The organism is Acinetobacter sp. FB (assembly GCF_056033405.1).
The window spans coordinates 2,404,662-2,421,953 of record NZ_CM148502.1 but is presented as its reverse complement, the minus strand read 5'-3'; the positions used below and the strand labels follow the sequence as shown (position 1 = coordinate 2,421,953).

Below are 17,292 nucleotides of genomic sequence, written 5' to 3'. Positions count from 1 at the left end.
TTGACAAGCTATTTTAGCATAGTTATTTTGTTTGCATAAGTTCCTTTTTAGAACTTACTATTTTAAGATGAATTCTTGAGGTGAGTTATGTCTATGTCAGTGTTGAAAGAAAAATCAAAGCAAAAAATAACTGCATCATTCCCAGTACGTCGTATGGATTATGAGTTTCAGGATATGCCGAAGTATTGGTGTAATAATGAGCCAGCGTTTACCCATTATTTCACGGGCTTGTCTACACTGTTTCCAGAAGGAGAGTCTTATTTTGTGCGATCAGTTCGTGCCTTACGAGATCGAATCAAAAATAATGAACAGTTAGATCGTGATATTGGAGCATTCATTGGTCAGGAAGCCATGCATTCCAAAGAACATCATGCATTTCATCGTAGTGCACAGCAGTATGGTTTAGATCCTGAATCATTAGAAAAAACCACAGGGATTATCCTGAAAGCGATTGAACGAACCTTTCCCAAAAAATGGAATTTATTGGTTACAGTGGGCTTAGAACATTATACCGCTGTACTTGTGGTAGAAATGATGAAAGATGTCAACGAACTCATGACTGATCAAACCATTCGTAATTTATGGTTATGGCATAGCCTTGAGGAAACTGAGCATAAGGCTGTTGCCTTTGATATGTATGAATATTTATATGGCAAAGGATTGGGTGCTTATATTCCACGCGTTGCGATTTTCACTTTTAGTTTAGCCATGATTACCGTTATGTCGACAGCATATCAAGTGGTACTTTTGAAACGTGATCAACAACTATTAAATTTAAAATCATGGCGTAAATTTGCACAACATGGTAGAGAGAAATATAAAGTTTTTATCCCTAAATTTTTAGATTATTACCGCTTTAATTTTCATCCAAATGACAGTGATGAGTCTGAAATCGTCGCAAAAACCAAAGTAAAAATTGGATTATCCCAAGTCGAAAATCATTTACCAGCTTAAGTTTGAGGAATAACCCATGCAATCACAAGCATCAAAAGCAAGTTGGGCGATGATTCCTCGACAAGTGAAATTTGAATGGAATGATTCGCCCTTACATTGGATTCCACAAGATCCATTAGCTAGTCATGGTGTTAATCATTTTAGTTTTACCTTGGTTCGTGGTGAGTATTTTTTCTGTCGCATGTTTAATAAAGCATTGCCATTGATTGAAGATGAAAAACTGAAAGAAGATACCAAGATATTTATCCGACAAGAAGCCATTCATTCTCAAGCACATAAAGGCTCAATTGACGCGTATCTAGTACGCTATGGTGTTGATATAGAACAGCAATACAAACGTGTCGTCAATCTATTTGATCATGTATTAGCGGACAAACCTTTAGGGTTTAACTTACCGAAATCATGGCAAAGACCTTGGCTGAATGCACGTGTTGGGCTTGTGGCTGCTGCGGAACATTTTACATCTGCAATTGGGCAATATGTTTTGACGCGTTCCGATTGGGAAGCTCGTGGGGGTGATCCTGTGGTCAGTGATTTATTCACTTGGCACAGTGCTGAAGAAGTTGAACATCGCACAGTTGCTTACGATGTTTATCAGCATATTTCTGGCAATTATCTATTGCGTATTGCGGTGATGGCAGTGACAGCACCTATTTTTACTTACCTGATGGCGGCGGGTACAGTACAACTAGCGCAAGATGATCCATTGATTCCGAAGCAGCAAAAAAGCTTATGGCGACCTGCATTTTGGAAGGCTTGGCATCGTTCGGATTTAAATGGCTATATGCCTGGCCCTGTGTGGTTTTTTACCACCAGTTTACGGTTCTTTAAACCCAATTATCATCCGTTTTACGAAGCTTCGACAGAGCTTGCACAAAGCTATTTAGCTCAATCTGCGGGTGTACTTGCTCATCAGCAAAAAGTCGAGATCTTTACGCGGGTGCAGTCATGAATCATTTTGAAAAAACCAAGCGTTATGTGCATTCAGGCAATATTTGTTTGGCTGCTTATCATTGGGGGTCTTTAGACGAGGATCGAGAAACAATCGTATTGGTACATGGTTATCCTGACGCTGCCGATGTCTGGCAGTTAGTTGCTGAACGTTTAGCTGCTGATTTCAATGTGGTTGCTTATGATGTAAGAGGCACAGGATTATCTGATATTCCTGAAACCACGCAAGGCTATGCTTTTGATTATTTAGTACAAGACTTATTCCAAGTCATTCAAGCAATGAGCCCAAATCAAGCTATTCATTTAGTTGGTCATGATTGGGGGGCTTTACAAGCATGGGATGCCGTATTGGGGGATCGTTTAAAGCCTCAAATTGCTTCTTATACCGCATTAGCACCGAGTGCGGATCATGTGGGTTGGTGGTTTCAGCGTCAATTGGCTCAACGAAATTTTCAAGGCTATTTTAATGTCGCTAAGCGCATAACCGCATCTGGTTATATGGCGATGTTTCAGATGCCGATATTGCCAGAACTGACGTGGCATTTAGGCTTAGATAAATTGTGGTCAACGCTTGTGGGTTATTTAGAAAATACCACGGTCGAAGCAAGCCCAACACAACTGAGAAATGCAAAGAGCGGTTTGGGGCTATATCGTCAGAATTTAGTAAAACCACTTTTGAATCCTTCACGCCGTCGCACTAGCATTCCTGTACAAATGTTATTGATGAATCAAGATCCGTTTGTGCCCTTATCATTGAGCCGAGGTATGGAAGAGTGGGTTGAGGATATTCGCTATACCGAAGTGAGCGCAGGGCATTGGGGGATTTTGAGTCACCCGCAACCAATTGCAGAAAAGATTCAGCAATTTGTCCAATCCATTTCAGAAAATAGATCAAAGCAAATTGCTTAAACATTTTATTTCACAACAACAGCAAGAGATTAAATAGATGAAAACTCCAAATCAAATGACGGGTTTAGAAATCATGCAGGCATTTCAACAAGGTCTAGTACCCGCACCTGGTATTGCAAAAACCATGGGTATGGATGTTGTTGGAGAGGTTGAATTTGGTCGTATCGTTTTTATGGCGACGGCAGATGAACGTCATACCAATCCGCTAGGTGGTGTGCATGGCGGTTTTGCTGCGACAGTACTCGACTCTGTCACAGGATGTGCGTGCCATACAGTATTGGCAGCAGGTGAAGGCTATGGTACGACAGATTTAGCGATCAAAATGTGCCGCCCAATGCCATTTAATAAAAAACTTATTGCTGAAGGAAAAGTGATTAATGTTGGACGTAATTTGGTAATTTCCGAAGGCTATCTGCGTGATGAGGAAGGAAAGCTGTATGCTCACGCCACAGCAACTAATATGATTATTCGTCAAAAATAATCAACAAAAAAAGAAGGTACAAAAACCTTCTTTTTTCAATTTCGCAATTCAATTGTTGAAAGAGAAATAAAACATTTTTGATGAATTGAGAATAAAAATGATCTCTAAACAAATTCAATCTGAAATCTCAGTTACGGTAACAGGACGAATGTTGCCGAATAGTCGTAAAGTTAAACATGGGATTAAAGATCATGCGATCGGTTTATTGACTCAGGCAGCAAGTCGTATCATGGGGGTTGCTCGTCCGAATCAAGATATTCTGTATCCCAGTCCAGATTTTTATCAAGCCATTAATAACCCTTTTCCATTTAAAGGCACTCATTTTGGCATCATGATTGCTGATTTACCTGCACCACATTATTTTCTAAGTTTTGCTTCAATTCTTGGCATGCTTGGGCTAAAAGTGGTAGACGCTGATGCTTTCGTTGATCCTAAAGATGGACCATTAAATACAGCAGTTTTGGTTCATGGTACTGCTTTGGCAAATGAAAATGCTTTTTCGAGTTATTCGATTCAACATGATATGCAATTTGATCCACAAAATAATTTAATCAGATTTGGTGAGAATGCGGAAATATCAGGGCAGTATCCTCATTTTCGATTAGTAAGTCGTAGAGAAGATTTCACTGTTGATTTAAAACTCACAGCCACCGGTGCAAACTCTTGGTTTGCCCACAGTACGATTTATAAGCACATGAGCCTATTGATGAATTATGAGGGCGAAATTAGCTATCGGGATCAGACGCAAAAAGTATCAGGCTTAGCCACATGGGAACATTGGAAAGCACCTTCGTTGGCATATCCGTTGAATAGAACCATTCCAAAATGGTTGAAGATTCCTGCGGATTTCTTTACTTATCAAGTTTTGATGATTGATGCAACAACACAATTATTGTTGGGCTATGTGACTATTTTAGACCATTCAATTGCAGCGTTTGCGATGTTAAGACAAGCAGATGGAACAGCCATTCATTTAGATGCAGATGTACATTTTGAAGTCTTGAGTTTACAAGCTGAAGTCGCGCAGGGACAAGATGGCAGTTTAATGAGTTTGCCTAAAACATTTAGCTGGCAAGTCATAGATAAAGATAAAACCTTACTTTTCGATATCAATGCTACTGTCGATACGCCAATGCTTTTTGGTCTAGCGACTGGCTACGTAGGAGGATATCACTGGTACGGTAGTAGATCAGGAGTCACTACGCAGGGTCGTGGTTATATTGAGTATATTGATCAGCGTGACTAATCTAATCGTAATAAAGATATTAACTTACAGGAAACAAAAATAATGGTTACTTTACATCAGTGGGAAATTTCACCTTTTTGTCAAAAAGTAGCAAGAATGCTGAAATTCAAAGGGATTGAATTTGAAACCATCAATTATAACGGTGTCTTGGGCGCTAAAGTTCCAATGTTGAGTAAGGTTGGGAAAGTACCCGTACTGGATATTGATGGTCAACGCATCCAAGATAGTACCCGAATTGCGCGTTACCTAGATGAGCGATACCCTGATTTACCTCGTTTGTATCCAGTAGATCCTTTGCAAAAAGCTTATGTCGAATTATGGGAAGATTGGGCTGATGAGTTGCTATATTTTTATGAAATTCATTTCCGAGTGAGTGATGCTGACGCGCTTAATCATGCTGTGGAAATTAGTGCTGAAGGTCGTCCAAAGCATGAAGTCATTTTGATGAAACCTTTACTGAAATCTGCGCTGAGTTTGCAACTAAAAATGCAAGGGACAGGGCGTATGGCAAAAGCAGATATTGAGGCTGAATTTATTCGACATTTAGAACGCATCGAATTGGTTTTAAGCAATACAGGTTGGCTCGTTGGGGATGTGCAAACACTAGCTGATATTGCAGTTGGCTCACAGCTTTTAGAAATCGTGCGGACGAGTAAAGTATGGGGTGCAAAAATTAAGAGCTATCCTCACATTGCGAAATGGATTGTTCAATTATGAGTACGCCAAATAACAGCTTAACACTAACTGATCCTATACCATGTGCGGTAGTGATTGGTGTAGGCGCTCAGCAGGGCATTGGTGCAGCCGTCGCACGACGTTTTGCTGATGCAGGTTTAAAAGTCTATGTGATTGGACGTACGTTGCAGAAGGTTGAAAATGTCGCTGTTGAAATTCGATTACATGGTGGAACAGCGATTGCAAAATCTCTTGATGCTGAAGATGCTGCACAAATTCAGATTTTATTTGATTCGATTACGCATTCAGGGGAAGAGATAGCCGCAGTGATTCATAATGTTGGCGGTAATGTTCCTTCAATTTTTCTAAAAACGTCGCTCCAGTTTTTTACGAAAATGTGGCGTTCTACTTTTTTATCTGCCTATTGGGTATCGCAAAGTAGCTTAAAGATTTTTGAACAGCAACAAAAGGGCACTTTGATCTTCACTGGAGCAAGTGCCTCAATGCGAGGGAAACCATTTTTCGCAGCATTTACTATTGGGAAGTCTGCATTAAGATCATATGCTTTAAATCTCGCACAATACTATAAATCGCAAAATATTCATGTGGCGCATGTGGTGGTTGATGGCATGGTCGATGGTGATCGTGTTAATAAAGCTTTGTTTGGTTTAGGACGTTTAGCTCGGTTAACGCGTGGAACGGGTGGATTAAATATTGAAGCAATTGCTGAAAATTATTGGATGCTGTATCAACAAAGTAGTGATTTATGGACACATGAATTGGACCTACGTCCGTATCAGGAGCGGTTCTAAATGAAGAAAATATTCACACGATTGCTTCAATCACATCTCAAGCAACAGTCTTGTATTGTTCTCTTCGGCGATGATATTCAAGCCTTGAGCCAAGTTTGTATCGAACAGCATAAGCATAAAGCAATACATGTTTATCAGGTCTTACATGATGCCAATCAAAAATCGGTAAAGATTGAATCTCAAAATTCTGAATTGACGTTTGTCTCTTTGAACTTAATTAATCAGGCGGCTTTAAAAGATTTGATGCAGCATATTCGACGGCAAGCACATCAGATTGAACTATGTATATTTCAATCTAGCTTTCGTCCGTATCCTCAAAAAGAAACTGACTTAAATCAACAGATCGAACAGCAGTGGCAAAATACGGGACTGAGTGCAGTCAGTGTTTCACAAATCATGATCAAGCAGATGCTTCGTCAGCAAGGCGGCACATTGATTTTTCTTGGAGGGCAACCGACGATGGCAGCACATATCGATCTTCTAAGTCAAAGCATATTTGCAGGTATTCGGGCTTTATCACAATCATTGGCGAGAGAATTTCATCCGAAAGGCATTCATATTGCGTACTGTATGCTGCCTGATTGGGATAGCCAAAATAGGTCATTGATGACATCGGTTCAAAATGTTTGTTGGCATATTCATCAACAACCTGAATCGACTTGGAGTCAGGAACTTAGTATGAATATTTAGCCCATGTTGCATGTGATGATAAATGAAAAGCAAACAGTTTCTATGTGGGCTGCATTAATCATCTAATTTTTTTGGCATAGCTATTGCTTGATGCTGGTTGAAAATATCTATGCCCAGACTCTAGGAATAGATACAAAGTATTTTTCGGCTGATTCGTTCTTGAAACATATTTCACGATATTTCTTGTATTTTTGGAGTTAAATCTTTTGCTTATCGCTATGTTTTTGAGAATATATCGTTAAGTCTGAAGTGTATTTTATCGTTCTGATTTCAATAAAATTAGAATCTTTAAAATGCGATCTTTGCAAAAGGGGAAAAGGCTTCATAATTTGGGTTGCACTAGATTGAGCTGTTTTTAATTTCTGTAGCAAACTGGGATGAACTCACATTAGATGAAATTGAATTTCATCATGCTGTGAGATTTTATTTTGACTCATAACATCATTAAAAATAGCAAAGTACTAATCTCTGTTATTTTTAGCATATTTTTATTTTTCGATATGTTTTTAAAAATATATCGATTTATGAGGGAAAAGTTGCATGTCGATCAATATGAAAGCGATCCGTGTTTTATGTACTATCTTTGGTTGTAGCATATTTTCTACTAGCAATGTTTTTGCGAATGAGTCTGTAACGGTCTATGCCGCAGCAAGTTTGACCAATGCGGTGAATGAATTAGATGCAATCTACGAACAAAAAAATAAAGTTGAAGTAAAGACTTCGTATGCGGGTTCTTCAACGCTAGCTAAGCAGATTGAAGCAGGTGCACCAGCTGATGTATTTATTTCAGCAGATGTGCAATGGATGGATTATTTACAGAATAAGCAACTTGTGTCAGCAAGTGATCGCGTGAATTTACTGGGTAATCGCCTAGTGGTGATTACCCCGAAAGACCACCCGATTAAATTGAAAATAGATAAAAGTTTTGATCCTACCAAAGTCGTTCAAGGTAAACTCTGTACGGGCGATACCAAAAGTGTGCCCGTGGGTAAATATGCAAAGCAAGCACTTACATCATTAGGATGGTGGGATAAACTTGAACCACGTTTGGTGGAAACAGAAGATGTGCGAGCTGCTTTGAATTTTGTAGCGCGTGGTGAATGTCAGGTGGGTATTGTGTATGCAACCGATGTTGCAATTAGTAAAGATGTTGTAGTCGCAGGGATATTCCCTGAGAATATGCATCCACCGATTATTTATCCGATGGGTCTCGTCAAGAAGAATGCTGAGTCGATGAAATTCTATAAATTTTTACAAAGTAGTCAGGCAAAGACAGTATTTAAAAAATATGGTTTTAGCGTACTCAAGTAACTGAATCATGATGCTGACTCCTGAAGAGCTCGATGTACTCAAGCTGTCATGTAAAGTGGCAGCGACTTGTCTTATGTTTAGTTTGATTCCTGCTATTTTGATTGCTTGGGTTTTGGCTCGAAAAGAGTTCTGGGGAAAATCACTGTTTGAAACTTTGGTGTTTTTACCTTTGGTTTTACCTCCCGTCGTACCAGGCTATTTGCTGTTGCAGCTGTTTGGCAATCGAGGTCTTTTGGGGCAATACCTTGCACCATTGGGTTTAGAATTTGCGTTTAATTGGAAAGGGGCTGTGTTGGCTTCCGCGGTGATGGGCTTTCCGTTATTGGTACAATCAATTCGACTCGCCATTGAACTGGTCGACCAGCGCTTAGAAATGGCTGCAAAAACTTTAGGTGCATCTTCCTTCGGGGCATTTATGCAGGTGACATTACCTCTTGCCAGTAGTGGTATTTTGGTGGGGAGCATTTTATGTTTTTGCCGTAGTTTGGGTGAGTTTGGTGCGACCATTACTTTTGTCGGCAATATTGCCAGTGAAACACGGACACTGCCTTTAGCGATATATAGTCTAATGCAGCAACCTGATACAGAAGCCGCAGTATGGCGATTGATTATTTTGTCTTTGTCTGTGGCATTTTTTGCGTTGTGGTTTGCGCAATGGTTCAATCGTTATCAAAAAAATAAGCGTGGGCATTAGCGATGATTGATTGTCATATCCAACTCAAACAAGGGCAATTTGATCTTGATCAACGCTTTCAGTCTGATCAGTCCGTGATTGGTTTATTTGGAGCTTCTGGTTCAGGCAAAACCACGATTTTACATAGCATTGCAGGTTTAGTTACGCCGCAAGCAGGTTGGATCAAAATTAAAAATCAAACATGGTTTGATCAGGTACAGAAAATTAATCTGAGTACACAACAACGTCGTATTGGTCTTGTCTTTCAGGATGCGCAGTTATTTCCGCATAAAAACGTCAAGCAGAATCTATTGTTTGGATTTAAGCATATTCAACCGCACCAACGTCAGTTTGAAGTGGATTATATTATTGAGTTACTCAAGTTAGAACATCTGCTTGAGCGAATGCCTATCAAGCTATCTGGCGGGGAAAAACAGCGTGTCGCATTGGGACGAGCATTACTGTATTCACCACAATTGTTGTTATTAGATGAGCCACTTTCAGCATTGGATGCAGCACATAAAGCAGAAATTATTCCTTTTTTTCAAAGGGTCAAACAGGAGTTGGGCATTCCAATGCTATATGTCAGTCATGATAAATCTGAGATTGTGCAGCTTACTCATGAAATTTGGTATCTATAAATAGCGCTGTAATAACGCCAGAAATTTCTGTACTTCCTCATCATTGAAGTGATCAACATCTTTTAATACATGCTCTTTCAAGTGTAATTCCATCAATTGATTCATTAAACCATTGACTGCGCCTTTGACCGCAGCAACTTGCTGTAATACCTCTATACATGAACTTTCAGGATTTAATAAGGACTTTTCTACTGCCGTCATTTGTCCTTGAATCCGTTTCACACGATTTAAAATTTTCTTGTCATGGTGTAGATGAGACATACTTTTTTTCCATAAAAATATATACTAGGGGGGAGTATATTTGAAAGCTAAAACAAATGCAGCATACTAACCTAGAACGCCGTCATTCTCATCAGTTTGATCCAGGAAATTCTTTAGCACAAAAAAGAATTTTCATCGCCACAATCTTGACCGCCATCATGATGGTGTTTGAAATCTTAGGGGGATGGTTGTTTAACTCAATGGCATTGCTCGCTGATGGTTGGCATATGAGTTCGCATATGCTGGCTTTAGGTCTAGCTTATTTTGCTTATCGAATGGCACGTCATTATGCCGATGACCCACGCTTTAGTTTTGGGACATGGAAAATAGAAATACTCGCAGGATATAGCAGTGCGATTTTGCTGATGGTGGTTGCTTTATTGATGGGGATTCAGTCCATCGAACGATTATTTCATCCTGTTACGATTCATTTCAATGAAGCTATTCCCATCGCAATCATTGGGCTGATCGTCAACCTGATCTGTGCATGGTTATTACATGAGGGTTGGCATGAACACCATCACCATCATTCACATGAGCATCATCACCCACATGATCACCATCATCATGATTTAAATCAAAAAGCCGCATTTCTACATGTGGTTGCGGATGCAGTGACTTCCGTTCTCGCGATTATTGCCTTATTTGCTGCGAAATATTTTAGCTGGAATTTTTTAGATGCTTTGCTTGGAATTATTGGCGCATTATTGGTTGCTAAATGGTCTTGGGGTCTCATGCAAGAAACAGGAAAAACATTAATCGATGCTGAAATGGGGTATCCTGTGGTGCAAGAAATTAAAGAGGTGATTGCCGAATTTCCACAAGTTGAGATTACAGATTTACATGTGTGGAAAGTCGGAACAGGCAAATTTTCTTGTATTCTTGGATTAGAAACAGCGATGTTTGATCTTAATCCTGATCAAGTCGAAGCTGAATTGGCAATTCATGAGGAAATTGTGCATGCATCAGTGGAAATTCATCATATTCAATAGATTGGGGTGACTAGAGTTGATTTGTGCATCAACTCTAGTGCAAATTTTTATACAAATACGTATAGAACTAAACCACAAAGTGCAGAAGCGAAAATCACATAAAGCACATTAATTTGGAATTTAAACAGCGCAATCATTGCAGCAATTGTGATGATTGCCGCTTCATAATTAAAAGCGTGATCGAAACCCTGTGGCCACAACACATGATAACTAAAGAAAAGTGCCAGATTGAGAATGACACCCACGACAGCAGCGGTAATTGCCGTAAGTGGTGCAGTAAATTTAAGTTCATTATGAGTGGATTCAATAATCGGAGCACCTGCGAGAATGAACACAAAGGAAAATAAAAAAGTAAACCATGTGACAATGACAGCGCCGAGTGTACCTGCCAAGAACAAATGATCTGCACCTAACAAGGCATGATTAAAGCCCCCTACAAATCCAACGAATGCAACCACCATAATCAGTGGGCCTGGGGTACTTTCACCCAACGCCAGTCCATCGATCATTTGGGTTGGACTAAGCCACGCATAGTGATTCACCGCACCTTGATACACATAAGGTAATACGGCATAAGCTCCACCAAAAGTCAGTAATGCAGCCTTGGTAAAGAACCATGCCATTTGGGTATAACCATGTTCCCATCCTAAGCTCATGGTTAAACTGATGATTGGGATACACCATAATAATGTTGCGATAACGAGGATTTTAGTCAGTTGAGTCCAACGGAAAATAGCATGTGCAGGAGGAGGCGTATCATCATCAATTAGGGCAGCACCATAATGTTTTTGCTTGCTTTGATGGACGTTTTGAGTTGCAAATAAGTGCGGTTGCTTTTTACTCAGCAAATAGCCCAGTATCGCAGCACTCAATACAATCAATGGAAAGGGAATATTGAAGAAAAAGATCGCGATAAAAGCAGCAGCGGCAATCAAATATAAGAAATTGTTTTTGAGTGAGCGACTGCCAATTCGATAGGTTGCATGAAAGACAATCGACGTGACTGCAGGTTTGATGCCATAAAATAATCCAGCAATAATCGGCACATCACCAAACTCAATATAAATCCATGAAAGGGCAATCAGAATAAATAATGAAGGCAGAACAAACAGAATGCCTGCAACTAAGCCACCTGCGGTTCGATGCATCAACCAACCAATATAAATGGCGAGTTGTTGTGCTTCAGGGCCAGGTAAAAGCATGCAATAGTTGAGTGCATGTAAGAATCTTTTTTCAGAAATCCAACGTTTCTGTTCGACCAGTTCTTGGTGCATTACTGCAATTTGACCTGCTGGCCCCCCAAAACTAATAAAGCCTAATTTCAGCCAAAATAAAAAAGCTTGCCAAAAAGGAATAGAGTCCAAAGCTTTTATTGGATCAGATTGCTGCATAATTATTCTCAGATAGAGCGTTTATTTTCTGAATATCGCGAGTTGTATTGCACACCATAAGAAGTTGTCGATTCTAAATGAATCCAATTCATTTCTTTATATATTTAATTGCTTTAATAATTCAAATTAATGACTTTTAATAAATTTTTCTGATTGCAAAATAATAAAAACAAAGTGTTTATATCGATAAAAAATATAAATAACGCACTTTTTCTTATTTTTAATCATAAAGCATGCCGCATACCATAAGTCTATATTGTTGAAAGATCATCTAATTATGGGCATCAAGAACTCTAAGCCGCTAATTGTTACAGCGATCGTCCTTGTGGCGATTGTTGCTTTTATTGTCTATCAAAATCAAAAAGATGCTGCACCTGTTCAGTCTAAAAATAATAAGGCAGTGGTGATTGCCTATCAAACTGGTGTGGATCCAACCAAGGTTGCACAAGCCAATGGTGATTATGAACGTGATAGTAATCAAGTAATTCAATGGCGCAAATTTGATGCAGGTTCAGATGTGGTCAATGCATTGGCTTCGGGTGATGTGGTGATCGGCAATATCGGTTCTAGTCCTCTAGCTGCTGCTGCAAGTCGTGATTTACCGATTGAGGTCTTTCTAGTGACGGCCAAATTAGGTGGTTCAGAGGCATTGGTGGTGAGTAACAAATCAGGCATTCAAAATCCGCAAGATTTGATTGGCAAAACAATTGCTGTACCATTCGTTTCAACCACGCATTACAGCTTATTGTCAGCGCTCAAGCATTGGAATATTGCGGATAATCAAGTCAAGATTATTAACTTACGTCCACCTGAAATCACAGCAGCTTGGGAACGTGGTGATATTGATGCAACTTATGTTTGGGAACCCGCATTAAGCAAAGTCAAAGCCAGTGGTCATGTATTAACAGACTCCAAACAAGTTGGCGAGTGGGGCGCACCAACCTATGATTTATGGGTGGTTCGTAAAGATTTTGCCGAGAAAAATCCAGAGTTCTTAAAAGCCTTTGTTCAAACCAGCTTAAAGCAGATCGAAAGCTATAACCAAGATCCAAAAGCATTTGAACAAAATACAGATCATATCCAGAAAATTGCTCAGCTGACAGGTTCTGATGTGAAAGATATTCCTCTACTGTTGTCAGGCAATATTTATCTGAATGGTCAGCAACAACACGCGACTTTAGCGGGAGAGTTCGCCAAAAATATTTTCGATACTGCAACATTCCTCAAAAGCCAAGGCAAGGTGGATCAAGTAAAACCTGATTATCAAGGTAATGTCACCACCCAATTCTTACAGCCATAGGAGATCTAAATGAGTGTATTAGCTGCCGAGCATCTTCATTTAACCTTTCCAAAACAGACCGTGCCTGTATTACAAGATATCAATCTGAAGATTGAAGAAGGCACTTTGACTGTGATTTTGGGTGAGTCTGGTTGTGGTAAAACAACATTACTGAATATTTTAGCGGGTTTTCAAAAGCCAAGTTCGGGGCAGATTACACTGGATCATGAAGTGGTGAATGCGCCAGATGCACGCCGTGCGGTGGTATTTCAGGATCATGCGCTATTACCTTGGTTAAATGTCTCTGAAAATATCGGTTTTGCTTTGCAGCTCAAAGGTTTAAAAGAACAGGAAATTCAACAGCAAGTTTATGCAATTCTTAAAATTGTCGGCTTGAGTCATGTGGCTCAAGCCAATATTTGGGAATTGTCAGGTGGCATGAAACAACGGGTTGGGATCGCACGTGCCTTGATCAGCCATGCTGCATTCATTTTATTGGATGAGCCTTTTGCCGCGCTGGATGCATTTACCCGTGAAACCATGCAGCAGTTGGTGCTGGATTTATGGATTGAACAAAATAAATCGTTCTTCCTGATCACACATGACATTGAAGAAGCGTTATTGCTGAGTAATCTACTGGTGTTGATGACTGCTCGCCCAGGTAAGATTGTCGAAACTTTAAAGCTGGATTTTGCAGAGCGTTATAAGCAGGGTGAATCGATTCGTGCGATTAAATCGGACGCTAAATTTATTCAATTACGCGAGCAATTGTTTGAACGCCTGCGTGTGCAGAAGCAAGCAGGGCATGAGGTGGCTGTATGACGGGGCAAGCAAAAAATACAGCCTATGAAGTCAGTAAGGTTGAGGAACTGCAATCGACTAACCAAGCACAGTCTGGTTCGATTTTCAGTCCAATAGGCGCTTTTTTTACTCGCCATCGTAGTTTAGCGCTCAGTCTTTCCAGTGTCTTGAGCGTATTGGTGATCTGGTATTTGATCACGGCATTAAAAATTGTCCCGAGTCTATTTCTACCGAGCCCACAAGCAGTATGGCAGAAGTTTCTTGAAGTCAGCCAGCAAGGTTTTATGAAAGCCACCTTATGGCAGCATTTGGCCGCGAGTATTTCGCGTGTCTTATTGGCTCTGGTGGCTGCGATTGCGATTGGTGTGCCTTTAGGTTTATGGATGGGGTTGAACAAATGGGTGCGTGCAGTGCTTGATCCATTGGTTGAGTTATTGCGTCCGATTCCTCCTTTGGCCTATTTGCCATTATTGGTGATCTGGTTCGGAATTGGTGAAACCACCAAAGTGCTTTTGATTTTCTTTTCAATCCTTGCACCTGTGATTATTAGTAGTACTCATGGTGTATTGAGTCATCAGCTCAATCGTGAACGTGCTGCTTTATCTCTAGGGGCAAGCCAATCCCAAGTGTTTTGGCATGTGATTCTGCCGACCGCATTACCGCATATTTTAACGGGTGTCCGTATTGGTTTGGGTGTAGGCTGGTCAACCTTGGTGGCTTCGGAATTAGTTGCAGCTGATCGCGGTATTGGTTTTATGGTGCAGTCAGCAGCACAATTCCTGATCACCGATACAGTAGTTCTGGGCATTATTGTGATTGCGATTGTCGCCGTTAGTTTTGAATTGTTTTTGCGTTGGTTACAGAAGCAATTATCTCCTTGGTATGGCCAACAGTTATAAGTGTGAGTAGTAGAAGATGACGTTAAATATTGAAGTTATTAAACCAACGATTGGTGCAATTATTCACGATGTTGATTTAAACACGGCTGATGAAAATACTACGCAACAAATTCAACAGGCTTTGCTGGATCATCATGTGATTTTCTTCCGTAATCAGCAGCTTGCACCGCAAGCGCAAGCGGAACTGGCACGTGGTTTTGGTTCTTTGCATATCCATCCAATCTATCCATCAGTAGCGGATGTACCTGAAATCATTGTATTGGACAGCTGGAAACAGGATTTACGTGATAATGAGTTATGGCATACCGATGTGACTTTTAGTCAGAAACCGCCATTGGGCTGCGTATTGCAAGCGATCAAAATTCCACCTGTAGGTGGTGATACCTTATGGTCGAGTGGGGAGGCTGCATTTGCTGCATTGGATCAGGGTCTACAGCAAAAGTTGAAAGGCCTAACAGCAACTCATGACATTCGTCAGTCCTTCCCGATTGAACGTTTCGCGCACAACGATGTTGAACGTAAAAAACTGGAAGAAACTTTTAAGCGTAATCCACCTGTTGTTCATCCTGTGGTGAGAACCCATCCTGTCAAGGGACAGCCTATCTTATTTATCAGTGAAGGTTTTACCACACGTATTAATGAATTAGACGAAACAGAAAGTACGGAGTTGCTGCAATATTTATTTGCCCATGCAACCAATGAGCAGTTCCATTTGCGTTGGCAGTGGCAAGCGGGTGATGTAGCGATTTGGGATAATCGTTGTACACAGCATAAGGCTTTATTTGATTATGGTGATGCGCATCGGATTATGCATCGTGCCACGATTAATGGTGATGTACCGTTTTATCAAGCAGCAAGTTAAGACTTTATTTAGATTAGAAAGCTTAGGTAAAATCCTGAGCTTTTTATTTTATAGTTCGATCGTCTTTGTGGAGTCTTACAGAGATCTCATCTTATTCTTGGATAAGCTTTCGTTTTCTCTCTTACTTTTCAGGGATGAAAAGTAACAAAAATCCTTTGTTTGGCTGATGATACTTCCTTGTATCACAGCCAAACTGGCGGCATCCATGCCGCCGAGCGCGGTAGTGAATATTTGCGAGAATTTAAAATTACAAGAAAAGGCATTTCCGGTTCTCTTTTATCTGCGCTTGGAAATTTCTAGACCGTTTGATTCTTAGGCATTAAGTAAGGTGAGTCTCTTGTTTATAAACCGAAGGCGCTTGCCCAGTCCAGCGTTTAAAGGCACGTCGGAATTCACGTAATTCGCTAAAGCCTAGTTGCAGGCTAATCTCACTCATGGATAGGTTCTGTTCAATAAGTTGCTTGGCCTTGCGTTCCAGTACATTTTGACGGATTTGTTGAAAACTCAAGCCCTCTGATAATAATTGCCGTCTTAAATGGCGTTCGCTGATGTGTAGTTGTTCGGCAGCGTGTTGCATCTCAAAACGCTCAGGTAAATGCTGTTCAATCAAATGATCGAGTAAATGTACATAGCCGACTTGATTGAGCTGGTCGATTTCTTTTAAGGACTGTTCACAGATTTGGATAGCAGTTGCGTAGTTGGCAGGGCTATAATTTTTTAAGCTGCGTTGTAGCAGGCTGCTGCTAAAGCGCATGATATTGTTATCACGGTTAAACTGGATCGGGCAGCCAAAGAGTTCGCTATATTGTTGTTGATATTCGCTTGGTAGATAGCTGAGCTCAAGACTGATCACATCCTCATGATCGCCCAACATGGCGTTTAAACAGGTGATGATGCTGCTGAATAATTCATCATAGAAAAAGGCTTTGAGTTCATTGCAGGGATAAGGTTCGGTGACTTCCAATTCACAAAGATCAGCGTGGATAGAAAAGTCGATATTCAAGACACTGCCAGAAATCCGATGGTAGCGCAGCGCAATGTCTAAAGCATCTGCCACCGTTTTACACGATTGCATGGCAAAGCCCAAAATCCCCATCGAAATCAGACCTTCGCTACTGCCAAGCTTTAAGCCTAGGTTAGGTTGTTGATAGGTGGTCATGGCTTGACGAACAACATCACAGAGTTGGCTAAAACGAACCACAGCTTGGGTTTGCTGTATTTGTGCAGTGTCTAAACCTGAATTCTCAAACCATGCAGCATAATCCCACTGTTGCTGCTCTGCATAATGGATCAGGCTCGCCAGAATGGTGGGTGGAATAAATTGCTGTTGTTCATTTTTATCGCTGCTACGTATAGGCATAAGTCCGTTTTGCCCCCCAAAGAAAAGTGTCTTTAACCCTGTTGGGTATCGCATAATTTTGATTAACTTTCAACATGCTTTAACACAGTTAGAAAAAGAATTGA

General features: G+C 40.4%; 19 protein-coding genes. 16 read left to right on the top strand and 3 right to left on the bottom strand.

Features of this window, described 5'->3' with window-relative positions; genetic code table 11:
* Positions 1–87 precede the first annotated feature (87 nt).
* From AC0JIQ_RS11520 to AC0JIQ_RS11470, 11 genes are all read left to right on the top strand, one after another.
* Entirely contained in the window at positions 88–954 is an 867-nt protein-coding gene (locus AC0JIQ_RS11520) for a metal-dependent hydrolase (RefSeq protein ID WP_474201730.1), read from the top strand.
* 16 nt (positions 955–970) lie between these two features.
* Positions 971–1,906, top strand: a complete 936-nt coding sequence (locus AC0JIQ_RS11515) for a metal-dependent hydrolase (RefSeq protein WP_474201729.1) — start codon at positions 971–973, stop codon at positions 1,904–1,906.
* Entirely contained in the window at positions 1,903–2,814 is a 912-nt protein-coding gene (locus AC0JIQ_RS11510) for an alpha/beta fold hydrolase (RefSeq protein WP_474201728.1), read from the top strand. The genes AC0JIQ_RS11515 and AC0JIQ_RS11510 overlap by 4 nt, the downstream gene beginning before the upstream one ends.
* Before the next feature lie 37 nt (positions 2,815–2,851).
* On the top strand, positions 2,852–3,295 hold the full coding sequence (locus AC0JIQ_RS11505; RefSeq protein ID WP_336943756.1) for a PaaI family thioesterase: 444 nt from the start codon (positions 2,852–2,854) through the stop codon (positions 3,293–3,295).
* Positions 3,296–3,392: 97 nt separating this feature from the next.
* Entirely contained in the window at positions 3,393–4,541 is a 1,149-nt protein-coding gene (locus AC0JIQ_RS11500) for a DUF6670 family protein (protein WP_474201727.1), read from the top strand.
* Positions 4,542–4,583: 42 nt separating this feature from the next.
* Positions 4,584–5,258 carry a glutathione S-transferase family protein gene (locus AC0JIQ_RS11495; protein WP_474201726.1) on the top strand — a complete coding sequence of 225 codons (675 nt, stop codon included), beginning with the start codon at positions 4,584–4,586 and terminating at the stop codon, positions 5,256–5,258.
* Positions 5,255–6,028 (top strand): SDR family NAD(P)-dependent oxidoreductase, encoded by a 774-nt coding sequence (locus AC0JIQ_RS11490; protein ID WP_474201725.1) that lies wholly within the window; start codon positions 5,255–5,257, stop codon positions 6,026–6,028. Before AC0JIQ_RS11495 ends, AC0JIQ_RS11490 begins: the two co-directional genes overlap by 4 nt.
* The gene (locus AC0JIQ_RS11485) at positions 6,029–6,718 is read left to right on the top strand and encodes an SDR family NAD(P)-dependent oxidoreductase (RefSeq protein WP_474201724.1); all 690 of its coding nucleotides are present in this window, start codon (positions 6,029–6,031) and stop codon (positions 6,716–6,718) included.
* 540 nt (positions 6,719–7,258) lie between these two features.
* Positions 7,259–8,029, top strand: a complete 771-nt coding sequence (gene modA / locus AC0JIQ_RS11480) for a molybdate ABC transporter substrate-binding protein (protein ID WP_474201723.1) — start codon at positions 7,259–7,261, stop codon at positions 8,027–8,029.
* Between the two features lie 7 nt (positions 8,030–8,036).
* On the top strand, positions 8,037–8,723 hold the full coding sequence (gene modB / locus AC0JIQ_RS11475; RefSeq protein ID WP_474201722.1) for a molybdate ABC transporter permease subunit: 687 nt from the start codon (positions 8,037–8,039) through the stop codon (positions 8,721–8,723).
* A 2-nt stretch (positions 8,724–8,725) separates the two neighbouring features.
* A complete protein-coding gene (locus AC0JIQ_RS11470) occupies positions 8,726–9,343 on the top strand; it encodes an ATP-binding cassette domain-containing protein (protein ID WP_474201721.1) in 618 nt (205 codons plus the stop codon).
* On the opposite strand, the gene AC0JIQ_RS11465 is transcribed toward AC0JIQ_RS11470, so the two are convergent.
* Positions 9,338–9,604, bottom strand: coding sequence for a metal/formaldehyde-sensitive transcriptional repressor (locus AC0JIQ_RS11465; RefSeq protein WP_474201720.1), 267 nt, complete (start codon positions 9,602–9,604; stop codon positions 9,338–9,340). The two genes, AC0JIQ_RS11470 and AC0JIQ_RS11465, sit on opposite strands and share 6 nt — an antisense overlap.
* Positions 9,605–9,660: 56 nt before the next feature.
* On the opposite strand from AC0JIQ_RS11465, the gene dmeF reads away from it, so the two are divergent.
* The gene (dmeF, locus tag AC0JIQ_RS11460; protein WP_474201719.1) at positions 9,661–10,596 is read left to right on the top strand and encodes a CDF family Co(II)/Ni(II) efflux transporter DmeF; all 936 of its coding nucleotides are present in this window, start codon (positions 9,661–9,663) and stop codon (positions 10,594–10,596) included.
* A 47-nt stretch (positions 10,597–10,643) separates the two neighbouring features.
* On the opposite strand, the gene chrA is transcribed toward dmeF, so the two are convergent.
* Entirely contained in the window at positions 10,644–11,987 is a 1,344-nt protein-coding gene (gene chrA / locus AC0JIQ_RS11455; protein WP_474201718.1) for a chromate efflux transporter, read from the bottom strand.
* A 259-nt stretch (positions 11,988–12,246) separates the two neighbouring features.
* On the opposite strand from chrA, the gene tauA reads away from it, so the two are divergent.
* The 4 genes from tauA to tauD are packed head-to-tail and all read left to right on the top strand — an operon-like array spanning position 12,247 to position 15,828.
* A complete protein-coding gene (gene tauA, locus AC0JIQ_RS11450; protein WP_474203262.1) occupies positions 12,247–13,287 on the top strand; it encodes a taurine ABC transporter substrate-binding protein in 1,041 nt (346 codons plus the stop codon).
* A gap of 9 nt (positions 13,288–13,296) precedes the next feature.
* Entirely contained in the window at positions 13,297–14,088 is a 792-nt protein-coding gene (locus AC0JIQ_RS11445) for a taurine ABC transporter ATP-binding protein (protein ID WP_474201717.1), read from the top strand.
* Positions 14,085–14,966, top strand: coding sequence for a taurine ABC transporter permease TauC (tauC, locus tag AC0JIQ_RS11440; RefSeq protein ID WP_346511442.1), 882 nt, complete (start codon positions 14,085–14,087; stop codon positions 14,964–14,966). Before AC0JIQ_RS11445 ends, tauC begins: the two co-directional genes overlap by 4 nt.
* A gap of 16 nt (positions 14,967–14,982) precedes the next feature.
* Positions 14,983–15,828 carry a taurine dioxygenase gene (gene tauD, locus AC0JIQ_RS11435; RefSeq protein WP_346511443.1) on the top strand — a complete coding sequence of 282 codons (846 nt, stop codon included), beginning with the start codon at positions 14,983–14,985 and terminating at the stop codon, positions 15,826–15,828.
* A 319-nt stretch (positions 15,829–16,147) separates the two neighbouring features.
* Here the strand turns inward: tauD and AC0JIQ_RS11430 are convergent, their stop codons facing one another.
* Positions 16,148–17,242: an AraC family transcriptional regulator gene (locus AC0JIQ_RS11430; protein WP_474201716.1), complete on the bottom strand. Its 1,095-nt coding sequence runs from the start codon at positions 17,240–17,242 to the stop codon at positions 16,148–16,150.
* Positions 17,243–17,292 lie beyond the last annotated feature (50 nt).